This is a genomic window from Hymenobacter sp. YIM 151858-1, from assembly GCF_025979705.1.
In the GTDB taxonomy this organism is placed as follows: domain Bacteria; phylum Bacteroidota; class Bacteroidia; order Cytophagales; family Hymenobacteraceae; genus Solirubrum.
Window position 1 is genome coordinate 32,394 of sequence record NZ_CP110136.1, and the last position, 18,909, is coordinate 51,302.

The window sequence follows — 18,909 nt, forward strand, 5'->3', positions numbered from 1 at the left end:
GTAATAATGACTTGCTCTTTCATTCCATGCCCATCCGCAAAACAAAAGCCCCGCCTGAGTTCAGGCGGGGCTTTTGTTTTGCGGATGACCTAGCTATTGATTAGTAGCCCGGGTTCTGTTGTGCAGCCAGTACAGGGTTGTTAGCCACTTCGATGGCCGGAATCGGCCACAGGAAGCGGTAGTCGCTGTACGGGATGGCGCTTACCGAGGGGGTTAGTGCCGGCGACGTGCCGCAAGCGTAGTTGGCAACTACCGACTGCGCGTTACCAGCCTTGGCCGGAATGCCACCAGTAGCACGGGGGCTAAACGAGGTGGGCGACAAGCGGTGGATATCATCCCAGCGGAAACCTTCAGCCAGCAGCTCGATGCGGCGCTCGTTGAGGATGGCCTGCACCAAAGCATCACCGGTGAGGGTAACAGGGTACAGGTCGGCTGCCTGCACGGCGCGGCCGCGTACGGCGTTCAGCAGGGCCACGGCGCGGACGCTGTTGCCCAGACGAGCCTCGGCTTCGGCTTGGTTCAGCAGTACTTCGGCGTAGCGGCTGATGGGGGCAAAGTCGGTGTTGGTGGCAGCGTCCTTGTACTTAAAGCTGTGGTAGCGGGCAGGCGTAGCATTATTGGGTTGCAGCAACTGCGTGCGGCGCAGGTCGTTGCAGGGCCAGAAGCTGGCGTTAAACAGAATCGGGCTGATAGCAATCAGACCACGACCCTGAACACCAACAGGTGCGGTAGCCGGCGAACCAAAGAAGTTGGGCAGCGCGCCGTTTACGCCGGGGTTGTCGTCGGAGCTGTTCTCGATCGAGAAGATGTTCTCGGCCGTAACGCTCGTACCACCCGGGAAAGCGGCCTGCGGCGTGGCCTGCAGTTGGTAGCCACCTAGGGGGCTGCTGAAGCCGCCGGGAGCTGCGGTGCTCACGGCAACCAGCTTATCGCCTTCGGCTTTGGCGGCAGCCCAGTTTTGCTGGTGCTGGCGCAGGCGCTGCTTCAGGGCAATGGCGGCACCCTTGGTAACGCGCGTAACGCGCAGGTTGCCCGTGCGGGTGGTGGGCAGGCTCTGCTCGGCAAAGTCGAGGTCGGCCAGCATGCCGGTGTATACTTCGGCTACCGTATTGCGGCCGGCTGTTTTGGCGCGCTCCAGGGTAGCGGAGGTATTCACGGCGAAGTCGCGGTACGGTACACCGAGGCTGCTGCCGTTGTTATCGGAGAACGGACGCGCAAAGTGCAGCAGCAGCTCGTGGTAGGCCAGGGCGCGCAGGTAGCGGCACTCGCCTTCGTACGCCGCTGCTGTGGCCTGGTCGATGGTGCCGCGCTGCTGAGCTGCGCGTACGCCTTCGATTACCACGTTGCACTGGTTGATGAGCGCATACAGGTTCGACCACATGCCCACCACGTTGGGGCTGGAGGGAGTTTGCACGTTGGAGTACACGATGCCGAAGAAGCCGGCCATGTCTACCACGTCCTCGCCGCGTACATCGCCGAACTCGGTGGCAGCCGAGCCAAACGGATAGCCGCGGGTTTGCAGCGCGCCGCCGTTGAGGGGGTCGTAAAAGCCCGACTGTGCAGCGTTGTACACACCGGTTACGGCCAGGGCAATGCGCTCAGGCGTTGTAAAAGCAGCCGATTCGGTGATGGCGTCCTTCGGCTCTAGGTCGGTTACGTCGCAAGAGCTCATGCCCAGCGACAGGAAAGCTGCCAAGGCCATAGCCCGCAGGCTTAACGGCGCGAAGCGAAACAGTACGTTATTCATGAATTCGGAGTCAGACGGGATTAGAAGCTTACGTTGAGGCCCGTGGTGAACACGCGCTGCTGCGGATTGCTGTTGTTATCAATGCCAAACTGCGTGTTCTGCTGCAGGTTGCTATTGCCCGAAGAGTTAACCTCGGGGTCAACACCTTTGTACTTCGTGAACGTGAAGGCGTTCTGCACTTGGCCGTACACGCGGATGCGGCTCAGGCCCGTGAAGCCCAGCAGATTCTGCGGCAGGGTGTAGCCCAACGAAATGTTCTGGATGCGTACAAAATCCCCGTCCTCAACAAAGCGCGAAACGGCCGAGTTGTTTAGGTTGATGAAGTCGGAGTTGTTGTAGCGCTGCTTCGGCACGTTGGTTTGCTGGCCAGGGGTGGTCCAGCGGTCCAGAATCTCAGTGCCGTTGTTCAGGAACTCCTGGCGCAGCAGTTGCTGGCGCGTTACGTTCATGATTTTGTTGCCGCCCGAGAAGCGTACGAACACCGAGGCGTCGAAGCCCTTAAACGTAAACGAGTTGGTGATACCGCCAAACCACGTGGGGTTGGGGTTGCCCAGGATCTTGCGGTCGACGTTGGCCTGCAGCGGCGTAACCGCCTGACCTAGGGCCGCGCCGGGGTTGGCGGGGTCGTAGGCGTAGTACGAGTTGTTATCGACGTTGGCCTGCACCAGCGAACCGTCGCCTTTGCGGTAGATGGGATAACCGTTGGCCGAGTTTACACCCTGGAAGTCGTAGCCGTACAAGGCGCCGATTACTTCGCCTACCCGCGTGATGTTGTAGGTGGCTAGGATGTCGCCGCTGCCGCCAAGCGACTTAACAATCGCCTTGTTGGTGGCGAAGTTAAAGTTAGTCGTCCAGGTGAAGGCCTCGTTCTGGATGTTCTGCGAGTTGAAGGTGAATTCGAAGCCTTTGCTTTCGAGGTCACCCACGTTGGCGCGGTACGAGTAGTTGGGAATACCCAGCGAAACGGCTACTGGCACGCTCAGAATCAGGTCGCTGTTGTCGTTGATGTAGTAATCAGCGCCAACGGTGATGCGGTTGTCTAGGAAGCCAAGGTCCACACCGATGTCCTTCTTCTTCGACTGCTCCCACTTCAGCTGGTCGTTGCCGAACTGGCCGTCGCGGTTGTAGCCGATACCGTTCTGGCTACCGTATTTGCCGGGGCCGAACAAGCTGGCGTAGGCAAAGGCACCGAAGTCGACGTTACCCACTACGGCGTAGCTGGCGCGGGCTTTAAAATCGGAGATGAAGCCGAGGTTCAGGTTCTTGAAAAACGGCTCTTCCGAAATACGCCAGCCCACCGAACCGCCGGGGAACAAGCCGTAGCGGTTGGCTTCGGGCAGGTCCGAAATGCCGTCGTAACGCAGCGAAGCACTGAACAGGTAACGGTCCTTGAAGCCGTAGTTCAGGCGGCCGAATACGGAGCTAAAGCCGCGCTCCACGTAGCCGCCGCCAACGGTTGGCGTAGCAAACGTGTTAGAAATAAGGCTGTTCGGGCCGAAGAAGCGGTCCGACAGGCCCGTGGCTTGCGACCAGAAGAATTGCGCTTTGGTTTTCTGCAGCTCCGAGCCAACCACTACGCCCAATTTGTGCTGATCAGCTATCAGCTTGTCGTAGTTGATGGTATTCTGCCAGTTCCAGCGCGTGGTGGGCGAGGACTGCTGGTAGATAATACCGTTCGGGCCGCGGCCGTCGCCGTGGCGCGGGTCGTTGTACTGAAAGTCGTCGTTCAGGAAAACGTCGGTGCCCAGCTGGCTGCGTAGGCGCAGGCCTTTCAGGGGCTCGGCTTCCAGGTAGGTGTTGCCCAGAACGCGGTAGTTGGTAGCCCGGTAAACGTTATTCTCCAGCGGGAAAATAATGTTGGGGTAGTTGAAGGCAATGCCGAGGGTGTTGTTGCCTTGGCCGACTACCGCCGGGTTGGAGGTGCTGATGTAAGGCGTGCCATCGGGGTTGCGGGCCGGCACGTTCGGGAACAGCGACAGCGCGTTGGTAACGTTGCCCGACAGGCCGTTCACGCTCGTGTTCAAACCATCGGTGTTGGTGCGCGTCAGGCCTAGGTTCATGCCCACACGCAGCCACTTCAGCACCTCCTGATCGAGGTTGGTACGGAAGGTGATGCGCTGCAGCGAGTTGGCCTTAATAACGGCGTTCTGGTCGGTGTAGCCAGCCGAGAAGAAGTAGTTGGTTTTCTCGGTAGCGCCGCTTACCGACAGCGCGTGGTTTTGCTGGAAGCCGGTGCGGAAAATCTCGTCCTGCCAATCGGTGCTCACGCGCTGCCCATCCTGCTCGAAGGGGAAGGCTTGGGCGGGAGAGTTGTTGTTGCGCAGGCGTTCGTTGTTAATCTCAATGAACTGATCGGCGTTCAGCACTTCGTAACGCTTCACCGTTTGGGCCCAGCCAAACCAGTTGTCGTAGCTAACCTTGGCTTTGCCCAGGCGGCCGCGCTTCGTCGTGATAAGGATAACGCCGTTGGCACCACGCGAACCGTAGATAGCCGTTGCCGAACCGTCTTTCAGTACCTCGTACGACTCGATGTCGGAGGGGTTGATGTCGGCCAGCGGGTTGTTCTGTACTACGCCCGATTGGTTGCCCGTAATAATCGGCACGCCATCCACTACCACTAGCGGCTGCGCACCGGAGGTAATAGTGTTGGTACCGCGAATACGGATACGCGGGGTGGCACCCAACAAGCCCGAGGGCACAGTAGCCTGCACACCAGCGGCGCGGCCAGCCAGTTGCTGATCGAAGCTGGGCGTGGGGAGGTTGGCAATTTCTTCGCCTTTAACCGAGGCGATAGAGCCGGTTACGTCGCGACGCTCCTGCGTGCCGTAGCCAGTTACCACTACTTCGCTTAGCTGCTTGTTGTCAGCTGCCAAACCGATGTTTACCTGGTTTTCGGAACCTAGGGCGCGCTCAATAGAAACGTACCCAACAGAGCTGATTACTAAGGTACCGCCAGCGGCAGGCGCACTCAGGGTAAAAGTACCGTCGGAGTTCGTCGATACGCCCGTGGTGGTGCCTTTCAGCAATACTGTTGCCCCAGGAATACCTTCACCGGTAGCCCGGTCAGTTATGCGGCCTGAAACGGACCTGTCTTGGGCTACCGACTGGTGCGCAAAAGCCACCAGGGGTATTAGTCCCAGTAAAAGTTTGTTCATGCGGTTATTAAATAGTGAGTGAGATGGTGCTGAACCGATCAAGCTCAGCAAATGGTGCGAAAAGATAGCGAAGGAAATTCTTGGGCAAGTGCTTTAATCGTTTTTTAAGCCAATCAGGGCCTTTCGGGCGCTATTGTCCAAACAATCAGTTTTATAACTAAATAGAGGTGTTAGAATAAAAAGGGGCCGCGGTAGCAGCGTTGCAAAGCCTTGAAATTTGCACTGTATGCATTGTTGTTATCATTATTATGTAAATATTGTTTTTTATATGTAATTGTACATTGTTGGAATAATTTAAACCTGTGTTGTATAAGTGAGTGAAATAATGATACCTTATCCTGTTCACTCACCAAATCATCCTAAGAAGAGTGCGTATGAAAACACTGTTAGCTGTTACACCGCTGGCAATGGTTGCCCTTGTGGAGCCTGCGCTAGCACAAAACCGGGAGATTAGCGGCAGGGTTACCGATGCAGCCACCGGGCAGGGCCTGCCCGGCGTCACGGTTCTGGTTAAGGGAACCACCACCGGAGCCTCCACGGGCGCCGATGGCGCTTTCTCCATTAGTGCTCCGGCATCGGCAACTACCCTCACGTTTAGCTTCGTGGGGTACAAGCCGGTTGAGCGCCCCATTGGCACTGCTACGTCCATCAGCGTAGCCATGGAAGCCCAAACCCGCCAGATTGATGAGGTAGTGGTAACGGGCCTGGCCACGAGCGTAAAACGCTCGAACCTGGCCAACGCCGTAACCACCATCAGCGCGAAGGAACTGGTGGGTAGCACGCGGCCGGTTACCGTGGATGCTGCCCTCAGCGGCAAGGTGGTAGGGGCCAACATTGCCCAAACCAGCGGGGCACCCGGTGGGGGCTTATCGGTGCAGCTGCGGGGCATTTCTACCATCAACGGCTCGTCGCAACCACTCTATATTATAGATGGAGTGTACGCTGTAAGCCAGGAGGTAGGCAACGGTGCCGGCTCGGCGGCGTTTTCGTCGGCTTCGGCCGGTACAGGGCGCACCACCCAGGATAACGGCATTAACCGCCTGGCCGACCTTAACCCCAACGACATCGAGTCGATTGAGATTTTGAAGGGGCCGAGCGCCGCCGCCATCTACGGTACGCGTGCCAACGCGGGCGTGGTAATTATCAAAACCAAGCGCGGGGCGGCGGGCCAAACCCGCGTGAGCTTCTCGCAGGACATCGGCTTTGCGCGGGCCTGGCGCCTGTTGGGCAAGGAGGACTGGACGCCCGAGAAAATTGACCTGTTTTACACCGGCGCCCGCGCCGCCGAGGAAAAGCGCCTGCTGGCCGAAGCCCAACAGGCCGGGCGCATTGTCGATTATGAAAAGGAAGTGTTTGGCAACACGGCCTTTTTGCGCAACACCGGCCTGAGCGTTTCGGGCGGCAACGAGCGCACCAAGTTCTTCGTGTCGGGCTTTACCACCAACGAGGAAGGCATTGTAAAGCGCACCGGCTTTCAGCGCCACTCCATCCGGGCCAACATCGACCAGAAGATCGGCAACCGCATCGACCTAGGGGTTAGCTCCAACTACATCAACTCGCTCAACAAGCGCGGCTTTACCGGCAACGACAACCGTGGCATCAGCCTGGGCTACACGCTGGCGGGCGTGCCGAGCTACGCGCAGCTATTCCCGAACGCCAACGGCGAATTCCCCGACTCGCCCTACACCGGCGACAACCCGCTGGCCGTAGTGGAGCGCGCCATCAACGAGGAGGAAACCAACCGCTTTGTGCAAACCGCCACGGGCACGCTGCGCATCATCGACAACAACCGCACCTCGCTGCGGCTGGCGGTGCAGGGCGGCGTCGACTACGCCAACAGCACGGCGCAGCTGGCTATTCCGTCCGATATGCAGTCGCAGCGGGGCCTGCCGCTGCCGGGTGCCGCGCGCGTGGCCAAAAACGAGTTCTTCAACTCTAACCTCCAGGGCTTCCTGATTTACGACTGGCGCCTAGGTGAAACCTTGAACCTGACCTCGCAGGTGGGTACCGTGCGCCTCTCGCAGCGCACCAACCTCACGTTCAACCAAGGTCAGAACCTGTCGCCGGGCCCGCCCTATACTCCCAACCGCGGCACCGTAACCACGCAGGAAACCTTTATTACCGAAGAAGCCGACGTGGGCTTTGTGGCGCAGCAGGAGGCCAACTTCCGCGACATGGTTATTGCCACGGCTGGTATCCGCTTCGATAAATCGAACCGCAACGGCGACCCCAACAAGTACTTTGCTTTCCCGAAGGCCTCGCTGGCCGTGAACGTAGCCAAGCTTGGTTTCTGGGCGTTTGAGCCGGTGAACATGGTGAAGCTGCGCGCGGCCTACGGCGAAACCGGCGGTCCGGCTTTCTTCAACTCGCTGTACTCGCCGCTCACGGCCATTTCGACGGGCGGCCGCCCCGGCCTGCTGCCTTCTACGTTGCTAGGCAACCCCGACATTCGGCCCGAGACAGCATCGGAGTTTGAGACCGGTATCGACCTAGGGTTTCTCGACAACCGCGTAACGCTGGAAGCCACTTATTATAATAAGCAGGTGTTCGACTTGGTGAACACCTACGTGCTGGCGCCGAGCGTGGGCGTAACCTCGTTGCGGGCCTACAACGTGGGCGACATACGCAACCGCGGCCTGGAGCTGGCCCTCACGGCCAACCCCGTGCGCAAGGACAACTTCAGCTGGACCTCGACCACGCAGTTTTGGTTGAACCGCACCGAGGTTACCCGCCTCGACGAAGACCCACTGGTAGTACCGCCCTTCAACACGGGCTTGGGCTTCGGCAACACGTTCGGCCGCAACCTGTTCATTTTGGGCGATTCGCCCTCGCGCTGGTTCGGTACGCCCGTCAACTTCGCCACCAACAACAACTTCAGCGGCCTGACGCGCTACGAGGAGGCCCAGCCCACGTTCCAGATGTCGTTCCTGAACTCCATCAGCCTGCTGCGGAGCTTCGAGCTGTCGTTTTTGTTTCACTGGAAGAAGGACGGTTACAACAGCAACCTGAGCCGCCTGCTGCAGGACGAAAACGGCACTACCGAGGATTGGAGCGAGCCAAGCGGGCAGGTAGCCGCCGACGGCACCCCGCTGACCAAGGGCCAGTTCCGGCAAACCCAGCCCGCGCGCGAGTACATTCAGAACGCCGGCTACGTGCGCCTGCGCGAAGCTTCGTTGTACTACACCGTGCCGGCCGGGGTGCGCACCAGCCTCTTCAACGATTTCGTGAAGAACATTCGGGTGGGGGTATCGGGCAACAACCTGATTACCTGGACGGATTACGTGGGCTATGACCCGGAGGTATCCAACTTCGGGGCCACCGCCAACTTTGCGCAGGTAGATGTGGCCTCGTACCCCAATACGCGCCGCGTGTTCTTCCACCTCAACCTGGATTTTTAGGTCCCTCAGCTTCTTCCGCCAATTCCTATGCTAGCCATACGACGTAAACTGTGGGCCGCTGCGGCCCTGCTGCTCACCCTGGGTTCGTGCGGGTTCCTCGACACCGACCCCGTGCCCGATCCCAACAACCCCAGCCTCGATGCGGTGCTTAGCAACGCCTCGCGGGCCCAACTCGATGCCATGGCCGTGGGCGTGGAGGCCTCGTACCGCAACCAGCACACCACCAACGCGCCCTACAACCAGGTTATCGGCACCTTCGGGCGCGAGGTAGTGGTGCTGGCCGGTACCGAATCGCGCTGGTACACCGAACTGCAAGGCACGCGCGGCCGCCTCGACGATGCCGCCTACTACAACGCCTACTACGTGCCGCTGGCCCAGATGCGCCGCGCCGCGCAGGTGTACCGCGAGTCGGCCAACAGCAGCCAAGCCTACAACGAGCAGCAGAAACAGGGGGTAGCCGGTTTTACCTACACCTACGAGGCCCTGGCCAAGCTTCTGATGCTGAACATGCAGGGCGAAAACGGCATCCGGACCGATGTAAGCAACGTGCTGCGCCCCGGGCCCTTTGTGACGCAGGCCGAAGCCCTGACCAACATCCGCCAACTGCTCGACCAGGGCGCCGCTGCCCTCGACCAAGCCGGCCCTACCTTTGCCTTCGCGCTTAGCTCGGGTTACGCTGGCTTTAACACTCCCGCTACGTTCCGGCGCTTCAACCGGGGTTTGGCCGCGCGCGTAGCCCTTTACCAGCGCGATTACGCCGGCGCCCTCACCGCCATTGGTCAGTCGTTCTACGACCCCGCAGGTAGCTTGTCCCTAGGTCCGAAAATGACCTTCAACCCGGCTACGGCCGGCGACCAGGGCAACCCGTATTTCCAGGTGCCCAACACGCCCGGCATTACGGTGGTGGCCGTGCCCGATAACTTCGTGACGGAAGCCGAACCTGGCGACGCCCGCCTTGCTAAAGTCGGCACCCGCTCCACGCCTCGGGTTACGGGGGGTATTACGGGCACCTACGAGCCGCGCCTGTTTGCCTCCAACGTGTCGTCGCTGGATATCATGCGCAACGAGGAGCTAATCCTGATTGCCGCTGAGGCCAAGGCCAACACCAACCGCCTGGCCGACGCCCTGGCCGACATCAACGTTATCCGGACGCGCTCGGGCAACCTGGCTGCCCTGCCTGCCGGCTCGTTTCCGAACGTAACCGTAGCTACCGACGAGATTGTGCGGCAGCGCCGCTACTCCTTGTTCTACGAAGGGCACTACTTCGTTGATTTGCGCCGCCTGGGCCGCCTGCCTACTGCCGCTCAAACCCAGAACGTGCGCGTAGCTCCGCTGGGTACACCGCCGTATCCCTTCACGCCGCAAACCCTGGCCTTCAGCAGCGGGCAGTACCGCCTGTTCGACCGCATAGAGCGCCCGGCCGCCGAGAAAGCCTGGGATGCCATTAACCCCTAGGTGAACAACGCCTTATTCGCACAAAGGGCCCTGCACCGCTAGCGGTGCAGGGCCCTTTTTTTGGGGCCAACTGATGTGGGGCTATCGATAGTGCAATAATGTGTCTTTAACCCAGCTTTGCCCTGTTGCTCGAGCCCGCCAAATAGTAAACAGAACGTTGGTGTGCCCGGAGTGCAAAGTCTGGATAGCCACTCGGTTCGCCCAATTATGGCTTGGGTAACTACTGATAGAAAGACATGAAGGGCGCGTAAAACCCGTATTTCAACAAAAAGTTATAGCTGCCGCCACATTTTGTATCATGCTTATACAATTTAACAAGAATTTAATACACAGTAGTTTACAATACAATCTTGGCAATTATCGACGCAACAATGGTGCGCAGGCGCTTCGAGAGACTGTTTTCCCTTAGCATATTCAGGTTAAAACCGATTAACTTGCTTTTTCACTCACCATATTTTCCAATACCAAATCATTTATGAGAAAACTGTTAGCTGTACCCCTTCTGGGGGCGGTAGGTATCGTTCAGCCTGCCGTAGCGCAGACTAGAGAAGTAAGTGGCCGGGTAACGGACGCTGCTTCGGGGCAGGGTTTGCCCGGTGTAACGGTGATAGTTAAAGGAACTACTACCGGTGCATCAACCAACGCCAATGGCGAATTCTCGCTGGCTGTGCCAGCTGGTGCCACTACGCTTACGTTCAGCTCAATTGGTTACTTGCCGGTAGAGCGTGCAATCGGTACTTCTTCGACCATCGATGTAGGACTGAGCACCGATACCAAGCAGCTGAGCGAAGTAGTGGTAACGGCCCTGGGCGTTGAGAGAACCCGCAACTCTCTGCCGTATGCAGCCACGCAGATTGAGAACGAAACCATTACCAAGGCCCGTAACACGAACGTGGTAAACGGCCTTTCGGGTAAGGTTGCCGGCGTACAGATTCGCCAGAGCAACTCGCTCGGCGGTTCGTCGAACATCCTGATCCGCGGTACCAAGTCGGTAACGGGCAACAACCAGCCGCTGTTCGTAGTGGATGGCGTGCCGATCAGCAACTCCAACACCAACACCGCTACCCAGCGCAGCGGCGGCGGCGGTTATGACTACGGCAACGCTGCCGCTGACATCGCCCCCGACGACGTAGCTTCGGTAACGGTACTGAAAGGTGCGGCTGCCACGGCCCTGTACGGCGACCGTGCCTCGAACGGTGTTATCATGATTACGACCAAAAAAGGGCGCAAAGGCCTGGGCGTAACCATCAACACTGGCCTGACGGCAGGCAAGGTTGACAAGAGCACCTTCATCAAGTACCAGGACCGCTATGGCGCCGGCTACGGCAACTACTACGAGGACCCCTCGGGCAAGTTCCTGTACCGCGATATCGATGGCGACGGCAAAGACGACCTCGTGGCTCCGCTGTCGGAAGACGCTTCGTACGGCGCGGCCTTCGACCCGAACCTGAACGTATTCCAGTGGGACGCCTTCGACCCGTCTTCGCCGAATTTCGGCAAAGCACGTCCGTGGGTAGCTGCCAAAAACGGCCCGCTGTCGTTTTTCGAAACCGCCGTTTCGACCAACAACAGCGTGAGCATCGATGGCGGCAACGACATGGGTACCTTTAAGCTGGGCTACAACGATATCCGCGACAAGGGTATCCTGCCGAACAGCCAGGTTAACAAGAACATTGTTAACTTCTCCGGCTCGCTGAACGTATCGCCCCGCCTGACCACCAGCGCCTCGGTTAACTTCACGCGCATCAAGGGCCTGGGCCGCTACGGCACGGGTTACTCGTCGCGCAACCTGATGACGAACTTCCGCCAGTGGTGGCAGACGAACGTTGACATTAAGGACCAGAAGGCTGCCTACGACCGCAACAACCAGAACGTAACCTGGAACTGGCACGATCCGGACGATCTGACCGCCATCTACTGGGACAACCCGTACTTCACGCGTTATCAGAACTTCCAGAACGACCAGCGCAACCGCGTATTCGGTAACGTAGTAGCTACCTACAAGTTTGCCGACTGGTTTAACCTGATGGGCCGCGTAACCCTCGACTCGTACGACGAGATGCAGGAGGAACGCCAGGCTATTGGTTCGACCACCAACGACGGCCCGGCTTTTTACTCGCGCTACGACCGTACGTTCCGCGAAGCCAACTACGACCTGATCGGTAACTTCAACAAAAACATCACCGAGAACTTCTCGTTCCGTGGTTTGGTTGGTGCCAACCTCCGTCGCGAACGTTCGCAGTCGATCCGCTCGTCAACTAACGGCGGTCTGGTAGTACCCGGTCTGTACTCGCTCTCGAACACGGCTCAGCCGCTTACGCCTCCCGGCGAAGTGGATTACCGCCGCGCAGTTGACGGTGTATTCGCCAGCACCACCTTCGGTTTCCGTGAGATGGTGTTCCTTGACCTGACGCTGCGCCGCGATGTATCGTCGACGCTGCCGAAGGAAAACAATTCGTTCTACTACCCCTCAGCAGCCGTAGGCTTTGTGTTCTCGGAACTGCTGAAGGACACTCCGTGGCTGTCGTACGCCAAGGCGCGCGCCAACTACGCTGAGGTAGGCTCGGGTGCCGACGCTTACAACGTAATAGACGTGTACGACAAGCCGACCGCCTTCGGGAACGTACCGCTGTTCTCAGTGCCGGGTACCAAAAACAATCCGAACCTGCGCTCGGAGCGCACCAAGGCTGCTGAAGTCGGCATCGAAATGGCCTTCTTCCAGAGCCGCTTGGGCTTCGACGCAACGGTTTACCAATCGAACTCGGTTGACCAGATCATTCCTGTTGCCATTTCGACAGCTACAGGTTACAACTCGCGTTACGTAAACTCGGGTGATGTGCGTAACCGCGGTATCGAACTGACGGCTTACGTAACGCCCTTCCGTACGGACGACCTGAACTGGACCGTGAACGTGAACTGGACGCGTAACCGCAACCGCGTAATGTCGCTGTACGAAGGTGTTGACAACGTTCTGATTGCCAGCTACCAAGGCGGTGTGAGCTCGAACGCAACCGTGGGTCAACCCTACGGCGTGCTGCGCGGCTCTAACTACGTGTACGACAACAACGGCAACCGCCAGGTAACGGTGACCAAAAACGCGGCCGGCATTCCGACTGCTGCTTACTTTAAGCAGAGCGCTACAGCCAACGAAGTTATCGGCGACCCGAACCCGGATTGGACCGGCGGCATCGGCAACACCTTGTCCTACAAAGGGATTTCGCTGTACGCTTTGGTTGACATCCGCAAGGGTGGCGACGTGTTCTCGCTCGACCGTTTCTATGGTCTGGCTACGGGTCTGACTCCGGAAACTGCTGGCAACAACGAACTCGGGAACCCCTCGCGTAACCCCATCGTTCGTAACGCCGACGGCTCGTACGCTCCTAACTCGGGTGGTGTAATCCTGGGCGGCACTTATGCTCCGGGTACTACCATCAACGGTGTTGACGTGTCGGGTCAGCCGAACGCAGTGCGTACCAGCAACACCAACTACGGCCTCTACGGCTACGTGCGCAACCCTGCCGCTGGCTTCGTGTACGATGCCGGCTTCGTGAAGCTGCGCGAAGTGTCGCTGAGCTACTCGCTGCCCAAGACGCTGCTGGCCAAGTTCGGCCCCGTACGTGGCATCGATCTGTCGCTTGTAGGTCGTAACCTCTGGATTATCCACAAGAACCTCCCGGATGCTGACCCGGAAGATGCACTGAGCTCGGGTAACGCCGGCCAGGGTTACCAAGTGGGTTCTTACCCCAACACCCGCCAGATCGGGGGTAACATCCGCTTCAGCTTCTAATTGAATTGTATTCTCAGAAATGAAAAAGCTTCTGTTATTCTGCATCCCGGCGCTGTTGTTTACAACGTCGTGCGTGGATTCGCTGGAGGATGACTACAACGTCAATCCTAAGGCGGCCACCAAAGTACCGGGCGTAACGCTGGTATCGAACGCGCAGCGCAGCCTGGCGCGTACCATGGTGAGCGGCAGCGTGAACCTGAACGTGTTCCGTTTGTACGTTCAGCAATGGGCGCAAACCACGTACTTCGACGAAAGCACGTACGACATCAACACGCGTAACATCAACGGTTCGTTCTGGAATGCGATGTACCGCGATGTGTTGCGCGACCTGCTCGAGGCTAAGCGTCTCATCCAGGCTGACAATACGCTGAGCCCGAAGGTGAAAGCCAATCAACTGGCTTCTATCGAGGTGTTGGAAGTATACGCATGGTCGACGCTGGTGAATACCTTCGGCGACGTGCCCTACACCGAAGCTCTGGACTTTGCCAAGTCGCAGCCGAAGTACGACGACGACAAGGCCATCTACAACGACCTGATCAACCGTCTGAACACGGCCATCGGTCAGTTCGATGCCTCGGCCGCTGGCCTAGGTGATGGCGACCTGCTGTACCACGGCGACGTGAGCCACTGGGTGATGTTCGCCAACTCGCTGAAGCTGCGCATGGGCATGACCATTGCCGACGACGACGCTGCCAAAGCCAAGACGCTTGTTGAGCAGGCTGCTGGCAAGGTGTTCAAGTCGAACGACGACAACGCCCAGGTTACCTTCCTGAGCACGCCCCCGAGCACCAACCCGCTGTGGGAAGACCTCGTGCAAAGCGGCCGTAAGGACTTTGTAGGCACCAGCCTGTTCGTAGGCACGCTCACTTCGCTGAAGGACCCGCGCCTGGATGAGTACTTCAAGCCTCTGGCAAACGGCTCTTACCGCGGTGGTGTGTACGGGGTGAACAACAGCTCTACCAACTTCTCGAACCCCGGCCCGGCGCTGGAGGACCCGACCTTGCCCGGTGCGCTGATGTCGTACGCGCAGGTTGAGTTCCTGCTGGCTGATGCTGCTTCGCGCGGTTTCAATGTAGGTGGCACTGTTGAGTCGCACTACAACGCGGGCATCACGGCTTCTATCCTGCAGTGGGGCAACACCCAAGCTGAAGCTGCTGCATACCTGCTTCAGCCGGAGGTTGCTTTCGCTACCGCTACGGGTACTGCCAAGGAAAAAATCGGCCGCCAGGAGTGGATTGCTCTGTACGGTCAGCCGGTTGACGCCTGGACGGAATTCCGCCGCCTTGATTCGCCGAAACTGACGGCTCCTACGGGCGCTCGTTCGGCACTGCCGCTGCGTTTCCCGTACCCGATTGCCGAGCAAAATGTAAACGGTGCTAACTACGCTTCGGCTGCCTCCGCTATCGGTGGCGACGTGGTAACTACCAAGATCTTCTGGGACAAAAACTAAGTCGCGGAAGTGCTTTCAAACAAAAAGGGCTGCCCGTTTGGGCAGCCCTTTTTGTTTGAGAACGGTGGCATCCCTAGGTGCCGTAACGCAAAAGAGGCGCCCCCACCTAGGGGGCGCCTCTTTTGCGTTACGGCACCTAGGGATGGTGGCTTAGCTTTCCATCAGGTAGGCTTTGATATACTCATCCAGGTCGCCGTCGAGTACGTTTTGTACATCGGTGCGCTCCACGCCGGTGCGCAGGTCCTTCACCAGCTTGTAAGGGTGCAGCACGTAGTTCCTGATCTGCGAACCAAAATCGATGCGCTTTTTGCCGGCCTCTACCTCGGCTTTGGCAGCGTTGCGCTTCTCCATTTCAATCTGGTATAAGCGCGACTTAAGCATGCGCAGCGCGTGCTCCTTGTTCATGAGCTGGCTGCGTTCGATTTGGACGGCAATAACGATACCCGACGGAGCGTGGGTAAGGCGTACGGCCGTTTCTACCTTGTTCACGTTCTGCCCACCTGCACCGCCTGCCCGGAACGTGTCCCAGGTAATGTCGGAGGGGTTGATGGCGATGTTGATCGTATCGTCGACAACGGGGTAGGCGAATACCGACGCGAAAGAGGTGTGCCGCCGGCCGCTGCTGTCGAACGGCGAGATGCGCACCAAGCGGTGCACCCCGATTTCGCTTTTCAAGTAGCCGTAGGCAAACTGGCCTTCTATCTCGAGCGTGGCCGATTTGATGCCTGCTCCTTCGCCGGGTTGGTAGTTTACCTCGCGCACCGCGAAACCGTGCTTCTCGCCCCACATGATGTACATGCGCATGAGCATTTCGGCCCAGTCCTGGCTTTCGGTGCCGCCTGCCCCGGGGTTGATCTCGAGGATAGCCGAAAGCTGATCTTCCTCGCCCGAAAGCATGCGCTTGAACTCCAACTGCTCCACGGCTTGCGCGGCGCGGTCGAATTCGGCGCGCATTTCAGGCTCGGTGGCTTCGCCTTCCTTGTAGAAGTCGTAAAGGACATCCACGTCGTCAACGGCTTTCTGGGCTGTCTCGAAGTCGTCGGTCCAAACCTTAATGCCTTTAAGCTCTTTGAGGGTGGCTTCGGCCTTCTTGGAGTCGTTCCAGAAATCGGCCGATTGGCTTAGCTCTTCGAGCCGGGTTACTTCGGCTTTGCGGTTATCGTAGTCAAAGGTACCTCCTCAAGGCCTCCACGCGGCCCTTCAGGTCTTTCACTTGTTCAGTCGTCATCTGAGCGAAAGGGTAGGGGGGTTAAAGTATACAGTGCGAGCGGCCCGACAAGGCCGCTCGCGGGCAAAGGTAGCCTGCCGAAAACGAAGCCGCCTGCTACGACCTAGGGCCACAGCAGGCGGCAGTACTAATGAAGCTGAACGCGTGGCTTATACGCGCACCATCCAGCCGTGCGTATCGGCAGCCTCGCCGCTACGGATTGCATCAAGCGCTTCGCCCACGCGGCGCGAGAAAGCATCGGCACCTGCTTGCGGCAGCTCGTAGTCGTTGCCCTCGTAGCCAATGGTGGCAATGGGCGCAATGGTTGCGGCAGTGCCCACGCCAAATGCTTCCTGCAGCTTGCCGTGCTTCAGCGCATCAATGATTTCCAGTACCGAAACCTTGCGTTCTTCCACCGTCAGGCCCCAGTCGCGGGCGAGCTGCAGCACGCTACGGCGGGTAATGCCGTCGAGGATGGAGGAGCTCAGTGCGGGCGTAACCACCCGGCCATCAATCACGAAGATGGCGTTCATGGTGCCCGATTCCTCCACGTAGCGGTGCTCCGAGGCATCCGTCCAGATCAGCTGGTTGTAGCCTTGCTGCTGGGCCAGCTTGGTAGGGTACATGGCCGCGCCGTAGTTGCCGGCGTTTTTGGCAAAGCCGGCGCCGCCTTCGGCCGAGCGCACGTACTTTTCTTCGAAGCGTACGCGCAGCGGCTTGTTGTAGTATTTACCTACCGGGCAGGTAAAAATCATGAAGCGGTAGGTATCGGAAGGCCGTACGCCAATGAAGCCATCCGTAGCGAACATGAACGGACGGATGTACAACGCGCTGCCGGGGCTGCTAGGTACCCAGCCCGCATCGACGCGAATGAGCTGCGACAAGCCTTGCATGAACAGCTCCTCCGGTATTTCGGGCATGCACATGCGCACGGCCGATTCGTTGAGGCGGCGCCAGTTATCGAGCGGGCGGAACAAGGAAATGTCGCCGTTGGGGGCCTTATAGGCCTTCATGCCCTCGAAAATGGCCTGGCCGTAGTGCAGTGCCGAGTTGGCGGGGCTCACGGCCATGTCGCCGTAGGGCACAATTTGAGGGGCCTGCCATTCGCCATCAACGTAATCGACGGCGAACATGTGGTCGGCGAAAATTTTACCAAACTCAATGTTGGCGGGGTCCAGCTCACCCAGGCGCGAGGCAGTGGTGGGCTGAAAAGGAATCGTCAGCGTATCAAGCATGACCAACGGGGAAATCAGTGGGGGAATGCGGAGAAAGGGCAGGTGCTTGGTTCTGAAACGGGGCGGCTACTGACGCGGTTGCCAAATAATTTCTTCGGCCCCTAGGTCGCGGGCCATGCCGCGCGCCAGCACGAATAGGTAGTCGGATAGCCGGTTTAAATACTTGACTACCAGGTCAGGTACAAAAGACTCCTCGCGCAGGGCAATGGCCAGGCGCTCGGCGCGGCGGCATACGCAGCGCGTTACGTGGGCCTGCGAAACGGCGGGGTGCCCGCCGGGCAGAATAAAGTGCCGCAGCTCCGGCAGGGTTTCGTTGAGGCGGTCCATTTCCTGCTCCAGCTCGTCCACATCGGAGTCGAGCAAATCGGGCAGTTGCATGCGCGAGCGTTCGGGGTCGGAGGCCAGCGTGGCCCCGATGGTGAACAGCCGATCCTGAATATGCTTGAGCAGCGGGCGGTGCGGCAGGTTTACTTCCTGGTCGCGTACGAGGCCCACCCAGGAGTTGAGCTCGTCGACGGTGCCGTATGCCTCGATGCGCAGGCTCGATTTGGGTACGCGCGTACCGCCAATAAGCGAAGTAAGGCCTTGGTCGCCGGTGCGGGTGTAAATCTTCACAGATGCTGGTGGAAAGGAGCTAGCCTAAGGCGCAAGCGAAATTAGCAGGTAAAAAAAGAAAGTGCCCCAACGGACAGGTTGGGGCACTAATCCAAACAACACAACCTAGGGCATAACAGCAATTAGCCTTGCGTGTTTAGCGCCAGGTGGTGCGTAGCCACATCGTGGTTGGGCAGGTCGCTTTCGATGAGGCCATCGCGCAGGCGCACAATGCGGTGCGAGTAGCGGGCAATGTCCTCTTCGTGCGTTACCATGATGATGGTGTTGCCTTTCACGTACAGGGCCTCGAACAGGTCCATGATTTCGTGGCTGGTTTTGGTATCGAGGTTACCCGTCGGTTCGTCGGCCAGAATGATGCTGGGGTTGTTGACCAAAGCGCGGGCAATGGCTACGCGCTGGCGCTGTCCGCCCGATAACTCGTTGGGGCGGTGCTTGGCGCGGGCCTCCAGCCCTACGCTGCGCAACGACTCCATGGCCCGCTCCTCGCGCTCCTTTTTGGAGTAGCCCGCGTAAATCAGCGGCAGGGCTACATTATCGAGGGCCGTGGCGCGGGGCAGCAGGTTAAACGTCTGGAACACGAAGCCGATTTCGCGGTTGCGCACGTCGGCCAGCTGGTTATCCGTCATGCGGCTCACGTCCTTGCCGTTGAGCACGTACTGGCCCGTGGTGGGGGTGTCCAAACACCCCACGATGTTCATGAGTGTCGACTTGCCCGAGCCCGAGGGGCCCATAAAGGCTACATACTCGCCGCGCTGAATTCGGATGGTAACCGAGCGCAAAGCGTGGATTTCCTCGGTGCCCATGCGGTACACTTTGGATATGTCGGTAGTTTCGATGACAGGCGGCAGCATGAGGGCGTG

The 18,909-nt window shown here is 58.9% G+C and carries 10 protein-coding genes; 4 read left to right on the forward strand and 6 right to left on the reverse strand.

All coding sequences use genetic code 11. From position 1 onward, the window contains the following. Positions 1–100: 100 nt before the first annotated feature. Both OIS50_RS00130 and OIS50_RS00135 read right to left on the reverse strand, forming a co-directional pair. Positions 101–1,747 (reverse strand): RagB/SusD family nutrient uptake outer membrane protein, encoded by a 1,647-nt coding sequence (locus tag OIS50_RS00130; protein WP_264692314.1) that lies wholly within the window; start codon positions 1,745–1,747, stop codon positions 101–103. A gap of 20 nt (positions 1,748–1,767) precedes the next feature. Further along, a complete protein-coding gene (locus tag OIS50_RS00135) occupies positions 1,768–4,902 on the reverse strand; it encodes a SusC/RagA family TonB-linked outer membrane protein (RefSeq protein WP_264692315.1) in 3,135 nt (1,044 codons plus the stop codon). A gap of 374 nt (positions 4,903–5,276) precedes the next feature. Between OIS50_RS00135 and OIS50_RS00140 the strand changes: the two genes are divergently transcribed. The 4 genes from OIS50_RS00140 to OIS50_RS00155 all read left to right on the forward strand — a co-directional run bounded on the left by OIS50_RS00140 (position 5,277) and on the right by OIS50_RS00155 (position 14,992). Further along, complete coding sequence (locus tag OIS50_RS00140; RefSeq protein ID WP_264692316.1) at positions 5,277–8,300, forward strand: SusC/RagA family TonB-linked outer membrane protein; 3,024 nt, start codon at positions 5,277–5,279, stop codon at positions 8,298–8,300. A 27-nt stretch (positions 8,301–8,327) separates the two neighbouring features. Then, a complete protein-coding gene (locus tag OIS50_RS00145; protein WP_264692317.1) occupies positions 8,328–9,755 on the forward strand; it encodes a RagB/SusD family nutrient uptake outer membrane protein in 1,428 nt (475 codons plus the stop codon). Positions 9,756–10,230: 475 nt separating this feature from the next. After that, positions 10,231–13,542, forward strand: coding sequence for a SusC/RagA family TonB-linked outer membrane protein (locus OIS50_RS00150; protein ID WP_264692318.1), 3,312 nt, complete (start codon positions 10,231–10,233; stop codon positions 13,540–13,542). A gap of 19 nt (positions 13,543–13,561) precedes the next feature. Beyond that, on the forward strand, positions 13,562–14,992 hold the full coding sequence (locus OIS50_RS00155; protein WP_264692319.1) for a SusD/RagB family nutrient-binding outer membrane lipoprotein: 1,431 nt from the start codon (positions 13,562–13,564) through the stop codon (positions 14,990–14,992). A 150-nt stretch (positions 14,993–15,142) separates the two neighbouring features. Here OIS50_RS00155 and prfB read toward each other — a convergent pair. The 4 genes from prfB to OIS50_RS00175 all read right to left on the reverse strand — a co-directional run bounded on the left by prfB (position 15,143) and on the right by OIS50_RS00175 (position 18,900). After that, positions 15,143–16,220 (reverse strand): peptide chain release factor 2 gene (gene prfB, locus OIS50_RS00160; RefSeq protein WP_264692320.1). Its coding sequence is split into 2 segments (ribosomal slippage): positions 15,143–16,168 and positions 16,170–16,220, totalling 1,077 coding nucleotides; the frame shifts between segments, so codons are not numbered across the junction. Positions 16,221–16,369: 149 nt separating this feature from the next. Beyond that, the gene (locus OIS50_RS00165) at positions 16,370–17,434 is read right to left on the reverse strand and encodes a branched-chain amino acid aminotransferase (RefSeq protein WP_264692321.1); all 1,065 of its coding nucleotides are present in this window, start codon (positions 17,432–17,434) and stop codon (positions 16,370–16,372) included. Between the two features lie 66 nt (positions 17,435–17,500). Beyond that, the gene (locus OIS50_RS00170; RefSeq protein ID WP_264692322.1) at positions 17,501–18,049 is read right to left on the reverse strand and encodes a cob(I)yrinic acid a,c-diamide adenosyltransferase; all 549 of its coding nucleotides are present in this window, start codon (positions 18,047–18,049) and stop codon (positions 17,501–17,503) included. 122 nt (positions 18,050–18,171) lie between these two features. Continuing rightward, complete coding sequence (locus tag OIS50_RS00175; RefSeq protein ID WP_264692323.1) at positions 18,172–18,900, reverse strand: ABC transporter ATP-binding protein; 729 nt, start codon at positions 18,898–18,900, stop codon at positions 18,172–18,174. Between the last annotated feature and the right edge of the window lie 9 nt (positions 18,901–18,909).